At 41.8% G+C, this 15,810-nt stretch carries 17 protein-coding genes and 1 riboswitch; of the genes, 5 read left to right on the top strand and 12 right to left on the bottom strand.

Features of this window, described 5'->3' with window-relative positions:
• Nucleotides 1-18: 18 nt before the first annotated feature.
• A complete protein-coding gene (yutH, locus tag V7201_RS00795; RefSeq protein WP_335374881.1) occupies nucleotides 19-1,026 on the bottom strand; it encodes a spore coat putative kinase YutH in 1,008 nt (335 codons plus the stop codon).
• Nucleotides 1,027-1,255: 229 nt separating this feature from the next.
• On the opposite strand from yutH, the gene V7201_RS00790 reads away from it, so the two are divergent.
• A complete protein-coding gene (locus V7201_RS00790; protein ID WP_335375095.1) occupies nucleotides 1,256-1,732 on the top strand; it encodes a phosphatidylglycerophosphatase A family protein in 477 nt (158 codons plus the stop codon).
• A 147-nt stretch (nucleotides 1,733-1,879) separates the two neighbouring features.
• On the opposite strand, the gene V7201_RS00785 is transcribed toward V7201_RS00790, so the two are convergent.
• The 3 genes from V7201_RS00785 to V7201_RS00775 all read right to left on the bottom strand — a co-directional run bounded on the left by V7201_RS00785 (nucleotide 1,880) and on the right by V7201_RS00775 (nucleotide 4,716).
• Nucleotides 1,880-2,644 carry a TIGR01457 family HAD-type hydrolase gene (locus tag V7201_RS00785; protein ID WP_335374880.1) on the bottom strand — a complete coding sequence of 255 codons (765 nt, stop codon included), beginning with the start codon at nucleotides 2,642-2,644 and terminating at the stop codon, nucleotides 1,880-1,882.
• Nucleotides 2,645-3,021: 377 nt separating this feature from the next.
• A complete protein-coding gene (locus V7201_RS00780; RefSeq protein ID WP_335374879.1) occupies nucleotides 3,022-3,459 on the bottom strand; it encodes a DUF86 domain-containing protein in 438 nt (145 codons plus the stop codon).
• A 21-nt stretch (nucleotides 3,460-3,480) separates the two neighbouring features.
• Nucleotides 3,481-4,716 carry an EAL domain-containing protein gene (locus V7201_RS00775; RefSeq protein WP_335374878.1) on the bottom strand — a complete coding sequence of 412 codons (1,236 nt, stop codon included), beginning with the start codon at nucleotides 4,714-4,716 and terminating at the stop codon, nucleotides 3,481-3,483.
• Between the two features lie 278 nt (nucleotides 4,717-4,994).
• On the opposite strand from V7201_RS00775, the gene V7201_RS00770 reads away from it, so the two are divergent.
• Entirely contained in the window at nucleotides 4,995-5,264 is a 270-nt protein-coding gene (locus tag V7201_RS00770; RefSeq protein ID WP_335374877.1) for a DUF3055 domain-containing protein, read from the top strand.
• 77 nt (nucleotides 5,265-5,341) lie between these two features.
• Nucleotides 5,342-5,623, top strand: coding sequence for a cytosolic protein (locus V7201_RS00765; protein ID WP_335374876.1), 282 nt, complete (start codon nucleotides 5,342-5,344; stop codon nucleotides 5,621-5,623).
• Nucleotides 5,624-5,704: 81 nt separating this feature from the next.
• Here V7201_RS00765 and V7201_RS00760 read toward each other — a convergent pair whose 3' ends face one another.
• Nucleotides 5,705-5,995 carry a YutD family protein gene (locus V7201_RS00760; RefSeq protein WP_335374875.1) on the bottom strand — a complete coding sequence of 97 codons (291 nt, stop codon included), beginning with the start codon at nucleotides 5,993-5,995 and terminating at the stop codon, nucleotides 5,705-5,707.
• Nucleotides 5,996-6,139: 144 nt separating this feature from the next.
• Between V7201_RS00760 and V7201_RS00755 the strand changes: the two genes are divergently transcribed.
• Nucleotides 6,140-6,832, top strand: coding sequence for a YhcN/YlaJ family sporulation lipoprotein (locus V7201_RS00755; protein WP_335374874.1), 693 nt, complete (start codon nucleotides 6,140-6,142; stop codon nucleotides 6,830-6,832).
• A gap of 51 nt (nucleotides 6,833-6,883) precedes the next feature.
• Here V7201_RS00755 and lipA read toward each other — a convergent pair whose 3' ends face one another.
• The gene (lipA, locus tag V7201_RS00750) at nucleotides 6,884-7,798 is read right to left on the bottom strand and encodes a lipoyl synthase (protein WP_335374873.1); all 915 of its coding nucleotides are present in this window, start codon (nucleotides 7,796-7,798) and stop codon (nucleotides 6,884-6,886) included.
• Between the two features lie 294 nt (nucleotides 7,799-8,092).
• On the opposite strand from lipA, the gene V7201_RS00745 reads away from it, so the two are divergent.
• Nucleotides 8,093-9,088, top strand: coding sequence for a M23 family metallopeptidase (locus V7201_RS00745; RefSeq protein WP_335374872.1), 996 nt, complete (start codon nucleotides 8,093-8,095; stop codon nucleotides 9,086-9,088).
• 29 nt (nucleotides 9,089-9,117) lie between these two features.
• On the opposite strand, the gene V7201_RS00740 is transcribed toward V7201_RS00745, so the two are convergent.
• From V7201_RS00740 to V7201_RS00715, 6 genes are all read right to left on the bottom strand, one after another.
• Entirely contained in the window at nucleotides 9,118-9,225 is a 108-nt protein-coding gene (locus V7201_RS00740; RefSeq protein ID WP_335374871.1) for a methionine/alanine import family NSS transporter small subunit, read from the bottom strand.
• On the bottom strand, nucleotides 9,225-10,730 hold the full coding sequence (locus tag V7201_RS00735; RefSeq protein ID WP_335374870.1) for a sodium-dependent transporter: 1,506 nt from the start codon (nucleotides 10,728-10,730) through the stop codon (nucleotides 9,225-9,227). The genes V7201_RS00740 and V7201_RS00735 overlap by 1 nt, the downstream gene beginning before the upstream one ends.
• A 236-nt stretch (nucleotides 10,731-10,966) precedes the next feature.
• Nucleotides 10,967-12,553 carry a Na+/H+ antiporter NhaC family protein gene (locus V7201_RS00730; RefSeq protein ID WP_335374869.1) on the bottom strand — a complete coding sequence of 529 codons (1,587 nt, stop codon included), beginning with the start codon at nucleotides 12,551-12,553 and terminating at the stop codon, nucleotides 10,967-10,969.
• 292 nt (nucleotides 12,554-12,845) lie between these two features.
• A riboswitch (Lysine riboswitch) is annotated at nucleotides 12,846-13,026 on the bottom strand.
• Between the two features lie 64 nt (nucleotides 13,027-13,090).
• Nucleotides 13,091-13,849 (bottom strand): sporulation protein YunB, encoded by a 759-nt coding sequence (yunB, locus tag V7201_RS00725; protein WP_335374868.1) that lies wholly within the window; start codon nucleotides 13,847-13,849, stop codon nucleotides 13,091-13,093.
• A gap of 59 nt (nucleotides 13,850-13,908) precedes the next feature.
• Complete coding sequence (locus V7201_RS00720) at nucleotides 13,909-15,018, bottom strand: HD-GYP domain-containing protein (RefSeq protein ID WP_335374867.1); 1,110 nt, start codon at nucleotides 15,016-15,018, stop codon at nucleotides 13,909-13,911.
• Between the two features lie 231 nt (nucleotides 15,019-15,249).
• Nucleotides 15,250-15,567 (bottom strand): YunC family protein, encoded by a 318-nt coding sequence (locus V7201_RS00715; protein WP_335374866.1) that lies wholly within the window; start codon nucleotides 15,565-15,567, stop codon nucleotides 15,250-15,252.
• Between the last annotated feature and the right edge of the window lie 243 nt (nucleotides 15,568-15,810).

Raw genomic sequence — 15,810 nt, 5'->3', positions numbered from 1 at the left:
TCAGGCAATAAATTTCGCTTACCGTAATAACCAATCCACGCCTGGCAGTTTCCCTGCTTTGACAGGTGCCTCGCAAAGCTGATAAAAATTGCTTAAAAACTTTTCATGATCGCTGCTTTGTTTTAAATACTTTGCCATTTGATCTTCTAGCTGGTTTCTCGTCTGTTCTGATTGCGTGATATAATAATTTTCAACTGTTTCAAAATAATGAAGCGGAAACAGCAATCGCGCGTAAAGAAGCCTCCAGGAAAAAGGGGATAATACTGTCAGGCTTTGATAGTCAGACAGAAAGTTTTTAATATGAGGCTGGCTGGTCTGGATATTCGTAAAATAACTCTCTCTTACCCATTCAGCTAAATCCCGGCTTGCATGGTCAAATACCCAGTCAAATGGGTTTTTAACAAAATACGGCCCCCTCCAGACTGTATTGGTAAAACGCTCATGGCATACTGTACCATGATCAATCTTAGTCGGCTTATCATCAATTTCGGTATCAGTAAGATATTGAATCGCATTTTCGGCTATTCCCATGTAATAAGGATATGATTCGAGAAACATCCGTTCAAATTCGCTTTCCGGTTCACTGTATAGTTTGCCGCTCCACACTTGTTCCATTTGGTCCAGCCTTTTTTCCCAAAGCTGTTTCCACTGCCCAACCCTGTTGATGCTTTCGACTTTAAAAGGAATCTGCCTGCCTCTGAAATGTAACTTTGCTAACTTCCTGCCAGTTTTCATTCCATCAGGAATCGGTGTCGTACGGTTTTGAAGGACACAATATTTACTGCCCTGCCAATCACAGATTTGCCTGCCTTCCTTGTCAGCCAGCAGCTTTGAAACGTTGCGATCTCCAAAACTTTGCATATGTTCCGCTATTTTCACAAGCTCGATTATTTCTTGCTCTTTTAATCCATTTGCATTCATAATTAAATAAAGACCCTCATTTTGCTTATATCCATGATATCTTCCAAGAGATACTTCTGAATCCGCAGAAATCCCATATACTTCTTTTAACATCCTTTGAAGCATTTTTGCCACCTCATTTCAAGACCACTCTCTAACAAATATATGTCAGTCATTTAAAAACTTGTGTGAACAATGAAATGAATAAGTGGTATCATTCTGGAAATGATTTAAAGGAGCGAATACCTATCACCAAAAGGATTACACAGAATAATTTAGGATAAATAGGTTATTAGAGGCTGCAATCAAAACAAGAAAGGTGATGCAGATGTTAGAAAAGAAACGCGCAATCCATATGACAGAGGAAACAGCACGAAAATGGCTTCATGAACGCGGTGTTGAAATACAGGATATTGCGGATCTGGTATTTTACCTCCAGGAAAAATATCACCCTGATCTGCAAATGGAGGACTGTGTTGCAAACGTCGAACGGGTTCTTGCAAAGCGGGAGGTTCAGAATGCCATCCTGACTGGAATTCAGCTCGATATACTTGCTGAGGAAAAGAAGCTTGGAGAACCGCTTCAATCAATTATTGAAACAGATGAAAGTCTTTACGGAATAGATGAAATCCTCGCATTCTCAATTGTTAACATATACGGTTCCATTGGTTTTACAAACTATGGGTACATTGATAAGCAAAAACCAGGCATTTTGGAAAAATTAAATGACAAAGCCTCCGGAAAATGTCATACATTCCTTGACGACATTGTCGGAGCTGTAGCGGCAGCTGCATCAAGCCGTCTGGCACATAGAGCAGCGAATATTGAGTAAGTAACTGTTCTTAGGGATATTGATGGCCGAAATCCCAGCGTCCCCGATGAGGCCGATTGAAACATGAACTAAAAAATGTGCTAATATAAGCTTTGGGAAACAATACACAAAGGGACTTGCAGCAATTTAGCCGCAAGTCCCTTTTTTTCATACTTCCCATTCATCTAATGAATCAACAGTATAGGTTGGCATTTCCTGATAACCTTTAAGGAGCTCCCTTGTTGTCACTCCTGTATGCACCAGGAGCGTATCCATGCCTGCTCTCATTCCCGCGAGGATATCCGTATCGTAGTAATCCCCCACCATCAGCGTTTCTTCTTTGTTGGTTCCCAGTACCTTCAAGGCCTGTTCCATGATGACAGACTCCGGTTTCCCGATGAAAATCGGCTCTGTTTGGGTTGAAACGGCAATAACCGATGTCAATGAACCATTCCCTGGCAGCAAGCCGCGCTCTGTTGGGATGGCGATATCCCCATTAGTAGAGATGAATGTTGCCCCGTTCCGGACGGCTAGACAGCCAACCGCAAGCTTTTCGTATGTAATTCCCCGGTCAATGCCTGAAACCACAAAATCAGCATCTTCCCCTGCGAATTGCAGACCTTTTTCCTCAATCGCGGTTTTGATGCCCTCTTCACCGATCACATAAACGGTTGCATCTGGCTTTTGTTCATAAATGTAGTTGGCAGTGGCCTGGCTAGTTGTAAATACCTGCTCCTCATTAGTAGGGATATCAAAGCTCCTTAACTTTTCAGCAACCTGCGCCGGTGTGCGTGAGGAATTATTCGTTACGAATAAATAAGGAATCTCTGCCTCAATCAGCCTTTTTACAAAATCAGAAGCTGCTTCTATTCTCTCGGAACCCCTGTACATGGTTCCATCTAAATCGATTAAATAACCTTTATATTTTTTCATCGTGATCACTCCTAACATTATCGTACCCGAAATACTATTTTATAAAAGCATTCGCATAAGTGCAAAGAACGAGGCCTGTTGCTAGATTAATCTCGTTGATTCAAGCCGGGCTAAACAATGAAATCAACCACCTATTGGTTTTGAAAGCATCGCCATAACAACTCATTGAGCATTTTTCCCTCTTGAGTTGTTCTCGTAACCTTCACCATTACAACTCGTTACGGATTTTTCCATTTGAGTTGTTCTCGTATGCTTTCTCATAACAACTCATTTAGCACTTTCCCCTTTCGAGTTGTCACCATAGGTCCATAACAACTCCACTCATCTTCTTAATCAAATGGAAAAAGAGACCGCAGTTTACGGTCTCCTTTATTCTGCTACTTTTTAAAAGCTGATACGGGCCCAAGTTCATTGGTTAAGTATTCTCGTACTTTTTCAGAAAAAGGCTTCAATAGGGGTAGCTCTGCTGCAAAGGACGCTTTTAATGCGTCATGGTCAACTGCAGTGTATTGCTGTACCAGCATCTTCCTGAACAGAACAATCTTTTTCAAGCCTTCGCTCATTTCTGCAGTGACAACTTTTTCATCATCCAAAATATCAATGATGTCTTCATAGCTTCCTGGGTCACGCATGATGAAACCATCAATCATGGCATTTCCAACATCAAGCACGGCTTCGATCATTGTATGTCCCAACCGTTCAAGAGCAGCCTTCTCCATGGCCGATTCCCATGAATCCTGACTTTCAAAGAAATTGATTTGCGTTTCTAAAAATTGCAATGTTGTTTCAATTTGTTCCCTGTCAACAAAGTACATTCTTATCACCTCATACAGATGCTAGACGGTTTTGAGTAATCCAGGACGGGCATAAAAGTAACCTTGTGCCAATTCAACCTTATTCCTTGATAGAACAGAGGCCTCTTCTTCACTCTCGATCCCTTCGGCTACGACAATGGAACCTGCTTCCTTGGCTACAAGCAGTAAACCTTTCAGCATTGATTCCTTCACGGAATTCTTATCGATGTTCTGAATGACAGACCTGTCGATTTTTATGACGTCCGGCATGATCTCACTGATGGTATTTAAGCTTGCGTAACCTGCTCCTGTATCATCGACTGCAATCTTGATACCCATACCTCTTAATACCTTTATATTATAGATAAAATTTTCGATTCCCTCAATCGAGTCTCTCTCGGTAATTTCAAATGTGATTTGACTTGGCTTGATGTTTATATACGATTGCATCATTGTCTTCAAGTCACGGACAAACCGTGAATTACCAAGTGTGATTGGTGTAAAATTAATAAAAATATCATGCGTGCATCCTGTCAAAGTGATTTGTTCCAGCGTTTTGCTGAGCACAATCATTTCCAGCTCATACAGCATATTTGTTTGTCTCGCTACCGAAAACAGCTGTAAAGGACTTTCCAGAGCCGTTCCCTCGGGTCCGCGCGTCAGCATTTCCCATGCCCTTATTTCCTTTGAGGCAACATCGATGATCGGCTGTGCGAGAAGCTTTATTTTCCTTTGTGATACGATTTTGTTCATTTCATAAACCATTTCATTAAATTCGGATTGAATTCGTTTCTCTGCCATCGCAAACGCCTGCTGATGCGCCTTTAATACAGCTTCATGTATAGAACCAACCGATTTATCGATAAAAATATAGCCTGTATCAAAAACTGGCTGCACAGTAGGATACTCATGGAAAAGTCTGCTTTCTGCTTCCCTGAGAATCTTCTTCATTTTCGTATCGATTTCAGATATACAATGCCTGTTGTGATCGATCCTTATAAACAGACTTAAGCTGTCGCTATAGTAATCATGCAAGACAATCATGTCCTGCTTTTCAATTTCTTCTTCAATGACTGCCTTAAAGTGCCTCTTCAAAGCCTTAAAATATTTCCAGCTTTCTTCACCAAGCTGGGCAGCAATCTCACGCTGATTCTTGTTAGTATAGGCGATCACTGCTACTTCACAGCCATCGCTCAATGCTTTTTTCACCCCTGAAACGACAGGGTTCCGCAATATGAATTGAGGAGGGTAATAGCATATTGTTGAATGCGGTAACATTATTTTTCCCCAACCAAGCAGGTTGTCTAAAATGCTAGTAATGCGGCGGGCCATAGTTTCAATCCTCTCAGAAGATGCTTGGAACTTTTTCTTTATTGTACCATATTTCTTAAAAATAGAGCTTTTTTCCTATATAGTATTGCAAAATATTTTTGTTTTTTCAGATAAATTCAGAAATTATCTGTTTTCTGGTAAGATGGTGAGTGAAGATGGTTCCCTGCTCAAAGGGAAAATTCAAAACAAATTACATATATGGATAGCTAATTAGGAGGATCACAATGACAGAAGAACGTTTTTTTCTATATGATGATACAGAAGAAACAAAGACGCGCTACGTAAGTTTTTTAGGTGAAAACCAGCGCTTTGATCTTGCCATTATCCAGACAAGCCGTTATTACGGGAAAAGCATCGTACTGGATATACAGGGAAGCAAATTCGCGATCATCGGCCAGGATGATTTAGATGAAGAAGGCTACTTAGAGTATGCTTACAACCTTTCTGAAGAAGATGCTGAAGAACTTCGCTCGTTCTTGCGCCAACTGATATAATTATGGCACTAACTTCTTTGTTTGTTTTGTCTTTTCAATGAAATACTAACAAGACAACAAGCAAAGAGGGTGAATTCATGAGCAAAGAAGACCGTGAACTATACTCTGATTTTTCCAATGTAGAAAAACAAAGAAATTATATTACAGCTGAGGATTTACCAGATGGACCTTATGGGTCGCCAATTGGGAAGGTTGAGCCTGTAAAAGGCAAAAGTACGCCATGGAGAGAAGGCCAGAGGTCCTACAGTAATTTTAACTATGAATTCAAATCGCTTCATCAAGGAGTGCCGCGCCAGGAAGCTGGGGCACACCCAACCCATGACGATCCGAATGAAAGTGAACAGCCGCCATATAGTTAATAACTGAAAAACTTCAGTTTCAGCACGTCACTTAACTTTCCCAATAAGAAGAGGACCTGATAAAAATCAGGTCCTCTTCTTTTATTGGCTCACGTTCTGTTTGGCAACCTTTTTCGCAACGAAATAGGCACACCCAAAATTGCAATACTCATACAGATACTCACTGACAGTGCTGATTTTCGTATCAAATGTTGACTTCTGGTTCTGGTCGTCGAAAAATCCCCTGAGCCTTAATTGGCCATATCCCCAGTCCCCAACAATATAGTCGTACTTTGTCAAGATATCACTGTATCTTGCACGGAAGGCTTCCTCATTGAAACCGTCGCGTGCTTCGTCAACAATTTCATAGCACAGATTATTGATGCAAATCATTGGTACACCTCTTTTTCATTGCTGATTTTCCGTCATTAATATTTGATCCCAAAGTCTCTTATTTAAATTATAACTGATTCCCCATCAATTACTAAGCAAAAAAAATAAAATCAGAGCCATTCTAATCAATAGGAGGTGTTTGAAATGAAAAAAGCAATTATTGCTCTTGGCATTTGCGGTGCAGCGGTATTGACTGGATGTGCAACTAACAATGCATCCCCAGGCGAGCGAGACGGCAAAACCGGCATTTACCAGCAGAGCGGCCATACTCTAAATGTAAACGACCAGCGCCCTGATTTATACAATGAAGGTGGACGCAAAGGATTAAAAGATACAAGTAAAGATTTTGGCTATGTACGCCATCAAAAAACAGGTGTTATGGGAACAGACAATAACATGGATGTTTACCAGGCAATCGACCGTGAAAAAATGGCTGATATGATTGGACGTTACAGCACGATGGTCCAGAATGTCGATGATGTCTCAACATTGGTTACAGATGAAGAAGTACTGATTGTCTATCAGACAGATTCTAAGGACCGGTTTGAAACTGCCGACCAGGTAAAGAGGATGGCAATGTCTGTTGTTCCTCGCTGGTTCCATGTTTACGTATCGGATGATCCAACCCTTCGCAAAGATGTAGAGAACTTTGCATCTTTGGATACCGATAGCCGGGATGTAGAAACGATGATCGATGGTGTCGTTAAACAAATGCTCAAATCTCCTCAAGGAAGACCAATGAGCACAGGGGAAAATGCCAACGGCGAAGCTAAAGGCGAACTGAATGAAAATATGGATAAAGACGACATATCCACACAGATGAAAAAAGGGAAATAAGATGGAAAAAGAGTTCAGCTTCAGGCTGAACTCTTTAATTTGACCAAATAATTATGCCTGTTGAGCCTCTTGCTCAGCAAGCTCCTGTTTATGTTTCGCTGCAGAATTAACCTGCTCGTCAGCATGATAGGAAGAACGAACTAATGGACCTGCTTCACAATGGCTGAATCCTTTTTGCAAAGCAATCTCTTTGAGTTCGGCAAATTCATCCGGATGATAGTACTTTACAACCTCAAGATGTTTCTTAGAAGGCTGCAGATATTGTCCAAGAGTAAGGATGTCCACGTTGTTTGCCCGTAAATCATCCATCGCTTCAATCAGCTCTTCCTTTGTTTCGCCAAGCCCAACCATAATGCTGGATTTTGTCGGGATGTCTGGCTGAAGCTCTTTTGCCCGACGCAAGAACTCAAGTGAACGTTCATATTTAGCACGCGCACGGATTCTTGGAGTCAGACGTTCAACTGTTTCAATATTATGATTAAGGATATCCGGTCTAGCATCCATTAATGTCTTAAGGTTCTCGAGAACACCGCCCATATCGGAAGGCAATACTTCAATGGAAGTGAAAGGATTCTTTCTGCGAATGGCTCTTACTGTTTCAGCAAAGACAGCCGCTCCTCCATCCTTCAGATCATCTCTCGCTACAGCTGTAACAACGACATGCTTCAGGTTCATAAGTACGACTGAATCAGCTACTCTTTCCGGTTCTTGCCAGTCGAGTTCAGTTGGAAGACCCGTTTTAACCGCACAGAAACGGCATGCACGCGTACATACATCACCGAGGATCATGAAAGTGGCAGTCCTTCTTACTGCCCAGCATTCATGGATATTTGGGCATTTCGCTTCTTCACAAACAGTATGTAAGCTTTTCTCCCGCATCATCTTTTTCAAGCCAGTATAATTTTCGTTCGTATTCAACTTTATTTTCAGCCATTCAGGCTTTCTCTGTACCTCTTTTTTGCTCATAATTTCACTCCATTCCTGCTGCACTACATCAAGAACACCATGAAAAAATCAAGGCCGATTTACAGCTTCTGATGTCACTTTAACATAATGAAAAACACACGACAAGTACGTTAGCTTTGCGATTACCATTATTTGATATTTATGAAAAATCTCCTTCATCACAAACTATAACAAGAAAAGCATAAGTGCGCTGGCCAGTCCATGAAAAAGGGAGCATTAGGAGCATCATGGATAAAAACAAACTAGCCACTGAAGCTGGACACTAATGGAGCAAAATCTGAAGGGAGGATTACGGTGAAATTCCTTTATGCAGTTATCGTTCTTTTTTTATTATGCCCTGCCCTCTCTGTTGAGAAGGTATCAGCAGCCGAGCAGGATGAGGATGTTTATAAAAAAAGAATGGAATTATATACCCGTGTAGAAGCTGTTACCCATATCCCCTGGTACTATATTGCCGCAGTAGACCAGTATGAGCGAAATGTCCGCCAGGCACGCAAAGATTTGCCAAAAGCGGAGGGAATTGCCGGGGTTTATTTTAAACCTGAAGAATGGGCAGGATTGTTGAACCCCAACTTACAAGATAACAATCCAGTCTCCATTCAATTTTTCAATGGAATAGGTTTTGACGGCAATGGTGATGGTAAAGCAAGCATCAGTGACGACGAGGATGTGCTGCAGGCATTTGCTCAATACCTCCTTCATTACGGGACGGATCAGGAAAACATTAAGATTGGTCTTTGGAATTACTATAAGCGCGATAAAACAGTGGGAATCATCATTGGAAAAGCTCTGGTTTACAGACATTTTGGCAGACTTGACTTAGATACCCATTCGTTCCCGCTGCCTTTAAGAAGCAACCATAGCTATAACAATACATGGGGCGATGCCCGCGGCTGGGGCGGCAGAAGGATTCATGAAGGCACCGATATTTTTGCAGGCTATGGTGTCCCTGTTCGCGCGACAGGATATGGAATCGTCGAGATGAAGGGCTGGAACAAATATGGCGGCTGGCGGGTTGGTATTCGCGACATCAACAACACTTACCATTATTTCGCCCATTTAAGCGGATTTACGAAGGATCTGAAGGTCGGCCAAATCGTTGAACCTGGAACGGTAATCGGCGGTGTAGGAAGCTCTGGATACGGCCCTCCTGGAACGTCCGGGAAATTCCCTCCCCACCTGCACTATGGAATGTATAAGGATAACGGCTATACTGAATGGTCCTTTGATCCATACCCTCATTTGAAAATGTGGGCAAGACAGGAACGGGCAAGAATTAAGAAAAAATAAAAGGGCTGCCAATGGCAGCCCTCTTTAACCTAATTTGATTCTTTCCCTTTTTTTACAGCCACAACTACACTTGCTGCTAGGCCGCCCCAAATAATTACCATACCAATAAGCATCATTGCAATAGCGCTACCTGACATTATTGAGAAACCCCCTTAGAGGAAACTGAAATATCTTTATCCCACTTAATTGCCGCAAAGACGAATCCTAAGACGATCGCTCCGATGGCTACTCCCCATCCAGTGTATAGAAGGAAGCCTGTTGGATATCCTCCATAGTTTTCCTTGATATTCGTAATGATGTTTTGAACCATCATGTAGCCTAATACGACAGGAGTGATCACACCAAGGCAAATTCTCCACCATGTACCTACCATTACATCTGAGATTTCGTTTGTATGCTTTTGAAGGTTCTTCAATTCTTTCATTACCCACGCAACAGCGACAACCTCTACAAGTCCTGCCAAAGCAACACCGAATTGATTGATGAAATAGTCTGCTGAATCAAGGAAGTATAAACCGCCTTTAGTTGCGATCAGGATTGAGAATAAAGAAGATAATCCTCCGCCCACTAGAACGGCCTTTGTTCTGCTGACCTTGAACTTTTCCTGTACACCAGCTACAAAAGTTTCCACAATCGAAATTAATGAAGTCAGTCCTGCGAGAACTAGACATGTAAAGAACAAGAAGCCAAATAGTCCATTAAATGCTGGGAACTCACTGATAATCTGCGGGAAGACAACAAATGCCAATCCTACTCCGCCAGCAACAACTTCGCTTACAGGCACTCCTGCCTGCTGAGCCATGAATCCTAATGCAGCGAATACACCAATACCAGCTAAAAGCTCAAAGCCTGAGTTTGCAAATCCAGTAATAAATGCACTGTTCGTTAAATCGGTTTTCTTAGGAAGATAGCTTGAATAAGTAATCATAATGGCAAAACCAATGGATAAACTGAAGAAAATCTGACCATAAGCTGCTACCCATACCTTAGGGTCAGCAATCGTTTCCCAATTCGGCTTGAAGAAAGCATCTAATCCCTGAGCAGCACCATCAAGGGTCAAAGCTCTGACAACGATGACCAAGAAAAGAACCACTAGTGTTGGGATCATGATTTTGTTTGCCACTTCAATCCCTTTTTTAATACCTTTCAATAGAACGAAGAATGTAATTCCCCAGACAAGAACCATAGGCCAAAATACTCCTGGGACAATCCCGCCTACATCCCCTGCTTTGTCAGCCAGCTTCAGGTAGCTGCCGAAAAGGAAACCCTCAGAATCTTTTCCCCATTTCTCTCCGAATGAGAAGAATGCATATGAACCTGACCATGCAATGATGGCGGCATAATAAGTTGAGATGACAAAAGAAACAGCAACCTGCCACCAGCCAAGCCATTCCCATTTCTTATTCATACGTGCGAAAGACAATGGTGAAGATCCTCTATACTTATGCCCGATTGTAAATTCAAGAATCAGCAGCGGAATGCCTGCTGTCAGCAAAGCGAATAAATAAGGAATAAAGAAAGCTCCTCCTCCATTCTCATACGCTACTGCGGGAAAGCGCCAAATATTTCCCAACCCTACTGCAGAACCAATTGCTGCAAGAATAAATCCCGACCTGGTTCCCCACTGTGGACGATTTTCCATTATAAATCCCCCTCCCTTTCTAATTCCATGGAAAATGAATTAGAAAGTTTTATATTTTCTGATTATTTAGTCTAAAAATAGTATAGCTAGTTTTTAATTGCTTGTCAAAATATTATTTTGATAATAATAAATTTTTATTAGTAAATACTTTCCCAACTATGAGAAATACACATGAAGGTATGGGGGTTTTTGCCATTTATTGAAAAAAGCTGTCTGATCATCAGACAGCTTAAAAGTTATTCTGCAAGATTTTCTTTTAATGTTTTTTCTTCTTGCGGATTGCTTCCAAAGATGAAAGCGAAGGCAGCCAGCAGGATTACCACTACTGCAAGTGCCGCAATAGTGCTGCCAGTGAATCCGATGACAAGGAATCCAACAGCCGAGATTGCCGCAGTTATCAATGCATATGGAAGCTGAGTCATAACATGGTCCATATGATTTGATCCAGCCCCAGTAGATGAGAGAATGGTTGTATCGGATATCGGTGAACAGTGGTCCCCAAATACTGCTCCAGCTAATACTGCCGCCAATGCAGGCAGAAGCATGCTGATATCAGATGCCGCTGCAATGTCCCCAGCGATTGGAAGCAGGATTCCAAATGAACCCCAAGATGTTCCTGTTGAGAATGCCATGATTCCAGCGACTAAGAACAGAAGGAATGGCAGGAAAGATACATTCATATTTGAGCTTTCGACAATTCCAGCAAGATATTTTCCTGTTTCAAGTCTACCGATCAAGTCAACAATTACCCAGGCAAAAAGTAAAATATAGATGGCAGGAAGCATAGATTTGATTCCTTCTAGCAATCCTTTTCCAAATACATTTGCATTCACGCCTTTTAACACTACAGCCTGTCTTACAAAAAGAATCAATGCCACAACAAGCCCCAGCAATCCGCCTGTTACAAGAGATTTTGTTACATCGGTATTTTCAAGGATTTTAAAAATTGTTGCTTTGCCTTCAACTGCATTTAAACCTGTCCACATCATGGTAGCGACTGTACCAACAACAAGCGCTGCAATCGGCCAAACAAGATCACCGACCGTACCCTTAGTACTCGTTGGTAGGCCATCTTTTAATTCACCTGGTACTGGTTTACTTTGATCAACAACAATCCCGTCATTAAAAGCACGTTCCTCATGGGCCTTCATTGGTCCAATTTCAACGTTGCGAAGCGCCACAATGAAAACCATGATAAGTGCAGCTAAGGCGTAAAAATTCATTGGAACGATTTGCATGAATGCCGAAAATGCACTATATTCCTTAACACCGTGAGCAGCGAGGATTGTGCCAATTAAAGCAATGATGTAGGCTCCCCAGCTGGATATTGGTGAAATGACACACATAGGGGCAGATGTTGAATCGATAATGTACGCAAGCTTTGCCCGTGAAACTTTCTGCCGGTCAGTGATTGGACGAGTAATTTGTCCTACAGCCAGTGCATTGAAGTAATCATCGATAAAAATAATAATACCTAGAAATGCACCTACAAGCTGAGCGCCCACTCTTGTTTTCACACGCTTCATCGCCCAGTCGCCAAATGCACGGCTTCCGCCGGAAATAGAAATAAATGCAGTAATGATACCTAATAGCAAAAGGAACAGGATGATATATAAACTGTAAGTGTTCAGCTCTCCATCAGCGATGAAAATTCCCTTAACGGCATCGCCTATGATTGATAATGTTTCGCCAATATTGAATTCAGCAAGCAGTAATGCTGCTGCCGCGATGCCTGTCCCTAATGACAACAGCACCCGTCTTGTGATGACTACCATTAAAATTGCCAGCAATGGCGGCAATAATGAATATATTGTGTTCTCCATTTTTTCTCCTCCTTGTTTTTGACAGGGGGATACTGTTTCCATGAAAAGAGCTACAAGTCCATGAATACAAGGCTCTGTTAAAGCTGAATGTTGATTTTTAATACCCTGTTGATTGTAGTGGAAGGCGCGTAGACTCCTGCGGGCGCAGCTGGTCAGATGAGACCCCGCAGGAGCGAAGCGACGANNGCCTGGAACGGAAATCAACAGCCTTGTTTAACAGAGCCAAATACAAAAAAGAGCAACGATAGAGAAAATCCTATCGTTACTCTTTAAAGCAACTAGTTTCTCCATCACGATCTGTAGCTCCCCATTATGAGATACCCCCATAATGACAGTGATACTCTTGTTCAAAGTACCCCCAGCAAAATAAATGTGACTCATTTATTTTGCTTCGGCAAAACTCCCTTTTAGCCGCGGTCAACGTTGTCATACTCGCACAGCCTACTAATGAATTTTGCTCCTCTACCCCACCGGAATGATAAGGTTATTATTCAATTGATTTCATAGTATAACAATATCGTTATCGTGACAACCATTTTATTCGCCAGGTAATTCAATTGATGGAGAAGAATCACCGCCGCCGTTATAGAATTGAGGAACTTTCCCAGGATAGTAAAAGCTTCCAATTGGTATATCTTCCTGCACAGTAGCAATTTCAGTTGCAAACGGGATAATTATTTGGACATTGACTTTTACCCGAACGGAAACATTCACGAGTGAGTTATTGATTCCATGTTCTTCTGTTTCCCATACAATATCGGCTGTCACATCACCAATAGCATTGAATTTTACGGGAATCATCGGACCCATATTCCCTAAAAGCGCATTATTGGTGGCTTGCCCTAAAGGAACATAATAAATGATTCCTTCTTCCTTATCCTCTTCATCCGTGACAATCTCTATATCTGAGAGCATTTCAAGCGATGCGAGATCCCCTCTTTCAGCTTCCTTCAGGTTCATTTGCACGAGGTTAGTCGTTTCTGCTTTTACACGATTAATGATTTCAGTATTGAATTTTACTACTGTAGAAGATCCTCCATCTACCGGCACAAATTCTATCACCTTATCAATATCCATACCATTGGCGATTTTTTTATTGATCGCCTTATTAATTACAAGCGTGGCGATTTTTCTTGTTTGAGATTCGGCATAGCTCATCAGCGTAGGCTCGATCCCCTTATCTATAATCCACAGTCCCGCTGCTGTTGAAAAGGAAAAAAAGACGAATGTCAGCAGGAACACATACCTGAAAGGCAAAGGTCCTTTCCGAGGCAGCCGCCGGCCGAATTTTGCCAAAACAAATCCCCCCTCTAAAGCTATATGTATGCTTTAAAGGGAGGAACTAGCCTTAAAATCTAATAATTGTTGGCATACTCATACTTTAGGATTGTGTCACAGCTTACAATCATCAACGATAAATTCGTCTTCAAATTGATTTCGTAAGGCGCGACCCGCAAGCCATTTTCCTCTAGGATCCTGACAACTGGCCGTTCGCTCAGCCCTGGATTCTGGGCAGCGACTACCCCTTTACGTCCATCGCTTAAAAGAACTGTCAAGCCAATAGGATAGATAGCCACAGCTCTGCGGAAAGCATCGACCACTTTGGGGTCAAAAAGGGTGCCGGAACCTGAATATAGGATTTCCAGACCTTCATGCGGCAGCATAGCAGGTCTGTACACCCGGTTTGACGTGACAGCATCAAATACATCCGCTACCCCAAGAATCCGTCCAAACAGGTGAATCTCCTCGCCTTTCAAGCTGCGTGGATAACCTGAACCATTCATGCGCTCGTGATGCTGGAAGGCACAATGGGCAACAATTAATGGAACAGTTGGGATATTCCGCAGCAACTGGAATCCATCCTCGGCATGTGCCTTGATAATCTGGAATTCTTCCGCTGTCAGCCGACCAGGTTTTGTCAGCACTTCTTCTGGTACCTTCATTTTGCCTACATCATGCAAAATAGCGCCAAGTCCAAGCTGCTCCAATTCCTTTGGATTCAGCTTCATTTCAATTCCGATTGCCAGAGCATATAGCGTTACATTTAGCGAGTGCGAAAATATATAGTGATCGTGCATGAAAACATCTGAAAGCATATTGAGCAGTTCCCTGCTGCTTTGAAGTTCATCTAGTAAAATACTAATCAATTTTTTGAACTTTTTTGCCGATTTTTCCAGCACAAAGGAATGCGAAATCGTTGTATCATTTTGAATTTGCTTAAACGACTCTCCAATCGATTTGATGGCATTCACACGCAATTCATCAGAAATCGAACTTGAAAGGAGAAGATCGTCCGTATCAGGATCCTTTATATAAAGAAAATCAATACCAAATTCCATTAACCGGTTAAGGATTTTCCTCTCAAGCCGCGCTCCCACGTTTAAAAGAATCTGCCCCTGGTCATTATAAATGGCTTTTCCAAGTAAAGCTCCTTCATTCACTGAAGTGGTGGCTACCAGTCTCATGTCAATTCCCACTTTATCGGTTTGTTGTTGGCTTTTTCGAAATAGGTGCTTTGCCACGAGGTTTACGAAAAAGACCTTAGCTTTCAGCAAGAAAATATTACATAATACGACAATTATTTCTTACATTTTAACACATCCATTTATCGATTGGTTATGGTATTATGAATATTTTTACATTGGGAAAATAATAGGAAGATCGAGATTTCCTTCACTTCAAAACAAAAAGACAGCCTAATCCGGCTGTCTTTCATTCATAAGCAGCAACGCTTCCTTGCCGACCATGCCCTTAATTGCCCCCATGTTCTCAGCTTCGAATGTAACTGACTCTAATGGTGCTTCAAGCAACTCTTCAATTGTTTTAACGCCAACGGCTCTGCCCGCAATGACTTTCCTGCTCTTAAGCTTTTCATTCAGAAGGGCGACATCAAGAGCGCCGCACATAATATAGCCTCTATCTCCTGTAACTACAAGCAGATTGGTTTTAGGCAATCTGACGGTAATGCATAAAAAAGTACTGCCTTCTATTTCAATCGGTGACATTTCGATCATGAACACACTCTCCTTCCATCCATCCAATAACACTCTATGAAGGGAAGGGAAAAAGCGTGATATTTTGATTAAAGATTGAGGTTTACATAAGGCGCGCTATTCGTAAAATTTGTTGTTGTCTACGGGACTCTCTTCCTGAAGATACTCATTAAAGTGAAGTGACTTTACAGTTGGTTAAAGAAATTCGTCTTCGAGTTGTTCCAATAAATTGCATTGGAACATTGAAGACCGAAAAATCGTCAT

This window comes from Bacillus sp. JJ1122, assembly GCF_036964885.1.
In the GTDB taxonomy this organism is placed as follows: domain Bacteria; phylum Bacillota; class Bacilli; order Bacillales; family Cytobacillaceae; genus Mesobacillus.
This window is presented reverse-complemented; position numbering and strand designations above follow the sequence as displayed.

What these genes read in the sequence shown, in the direction of transcription:
- yutH (WP_335374881.1), bottom strand. Translation starts at nt 1,026, where the DNA reads ATGCTTCAAAGGATGTTAAAAGAAGTATATGGGATTTCTGCGGATTCA.
- V7201_RS00790 (WP_335375095.1), top strand. Translation starts at nt 1,256, where the DNA reads ATGACAGAGGAAACAGCACGAAAATGGCTTCATGAACGCGGTGTTGAA.
- V7201_RS00785 (WP_335374880.1), bottom strand. Translation starts at nt 2,644, where the DNA reads ATGAAAAAATATAAAGGTTATTTAATCGATTTAGATGGAACCATGTAC.
- V7201_RS00780 (WP_335374879.1), bottom strand. Translation starts at nt 3,459, where the DNA reads ATGTACTTTGTTGACAGGGAACAAATTGAAACAACATTGCAATTTTTA.
- V7201_RS00775 (WP_335374878.1), bottom strand. Translation starts at nt 4,716, where the DNA reads ATGTTACCGCATTCAACAATATGCTATTACCCTCCTCAATTCATATTG.
- V7201_RS00770 (WP_335374877.1), top strand. Translation starts at nt 4,995, where the DNA reads ATGACAGAAGAACGTTTTTTTCTATATGATGATACAGAAGAAACAAAG.
- V7201_RS00765 (WP_335374876.1), top strand. Translation starts at nt 5,342, where the DNA reads ATGAGCAAAGAAGACCGTGAACTATACTCTGATTTTTCCAATGTAGAA.
- V7201_RS00760 (WP_335374875.1), bottom strand. Translation starts at nt 5,995, where the DNA reads ATGATTTGCATCAATAATCTGTGCTATGAAATTGTTGACGAAGCACGC.
- V7201_RS00755 (WP_335374874.1), top strand. Translation starts at nt 6,140, where the DNA reads ATGAAAAAAGCAATTATTGCTCTTGGCATTTGCGGTGCAGCGGTATTG.
- lipA (WP_335374873.1), bottom strand. Translation starts at nt 7,798, where the DNA reads ATGAGCAAAAAAGAGGTACAGAGAAAGCCTGAATGGCTGAAAATAAAG.
- V7201_RS00740 (WP_335374871.1), bottom strand. Translation starts at nt 9,225, where the DNA reads ATGTCAGGTAGCGCTATTGCAATGATGCTTATTGGTATGGTAATTATT.
- V7201_RS00735 (WP_335374870.1), bottom strand. Translation starts at nt 10,730, where the DNA reads ATGGAAAATCGTCCACAGTGGGGAACCAGGTCGGGATTTATTCTTGCA.
- V7201_RS00730 (WP_335374869.1), bottom strand. Translation starts at nt 12,553, where the DNA reads ATGGAGAACACAATATATTCATTATTGCCGCCATTGCTGGCAATTTTA.
- V7201_RS00720 (WP_335374867.1), bottom strand. Translation starts at nt 15,018, where the DNA reads ATGAGACTGGTAGCCACCACTTCAGTGAATGAAGGAGCTTTACTTGGA.
- V7201_RS00715 (WP_335374866.1), bottom strand. Translation starts at nt 15,567, where the DNA reads ATGATCGAAATGTCACCGATTGAAATAGAAGGCAGTACTTTTTTATGC.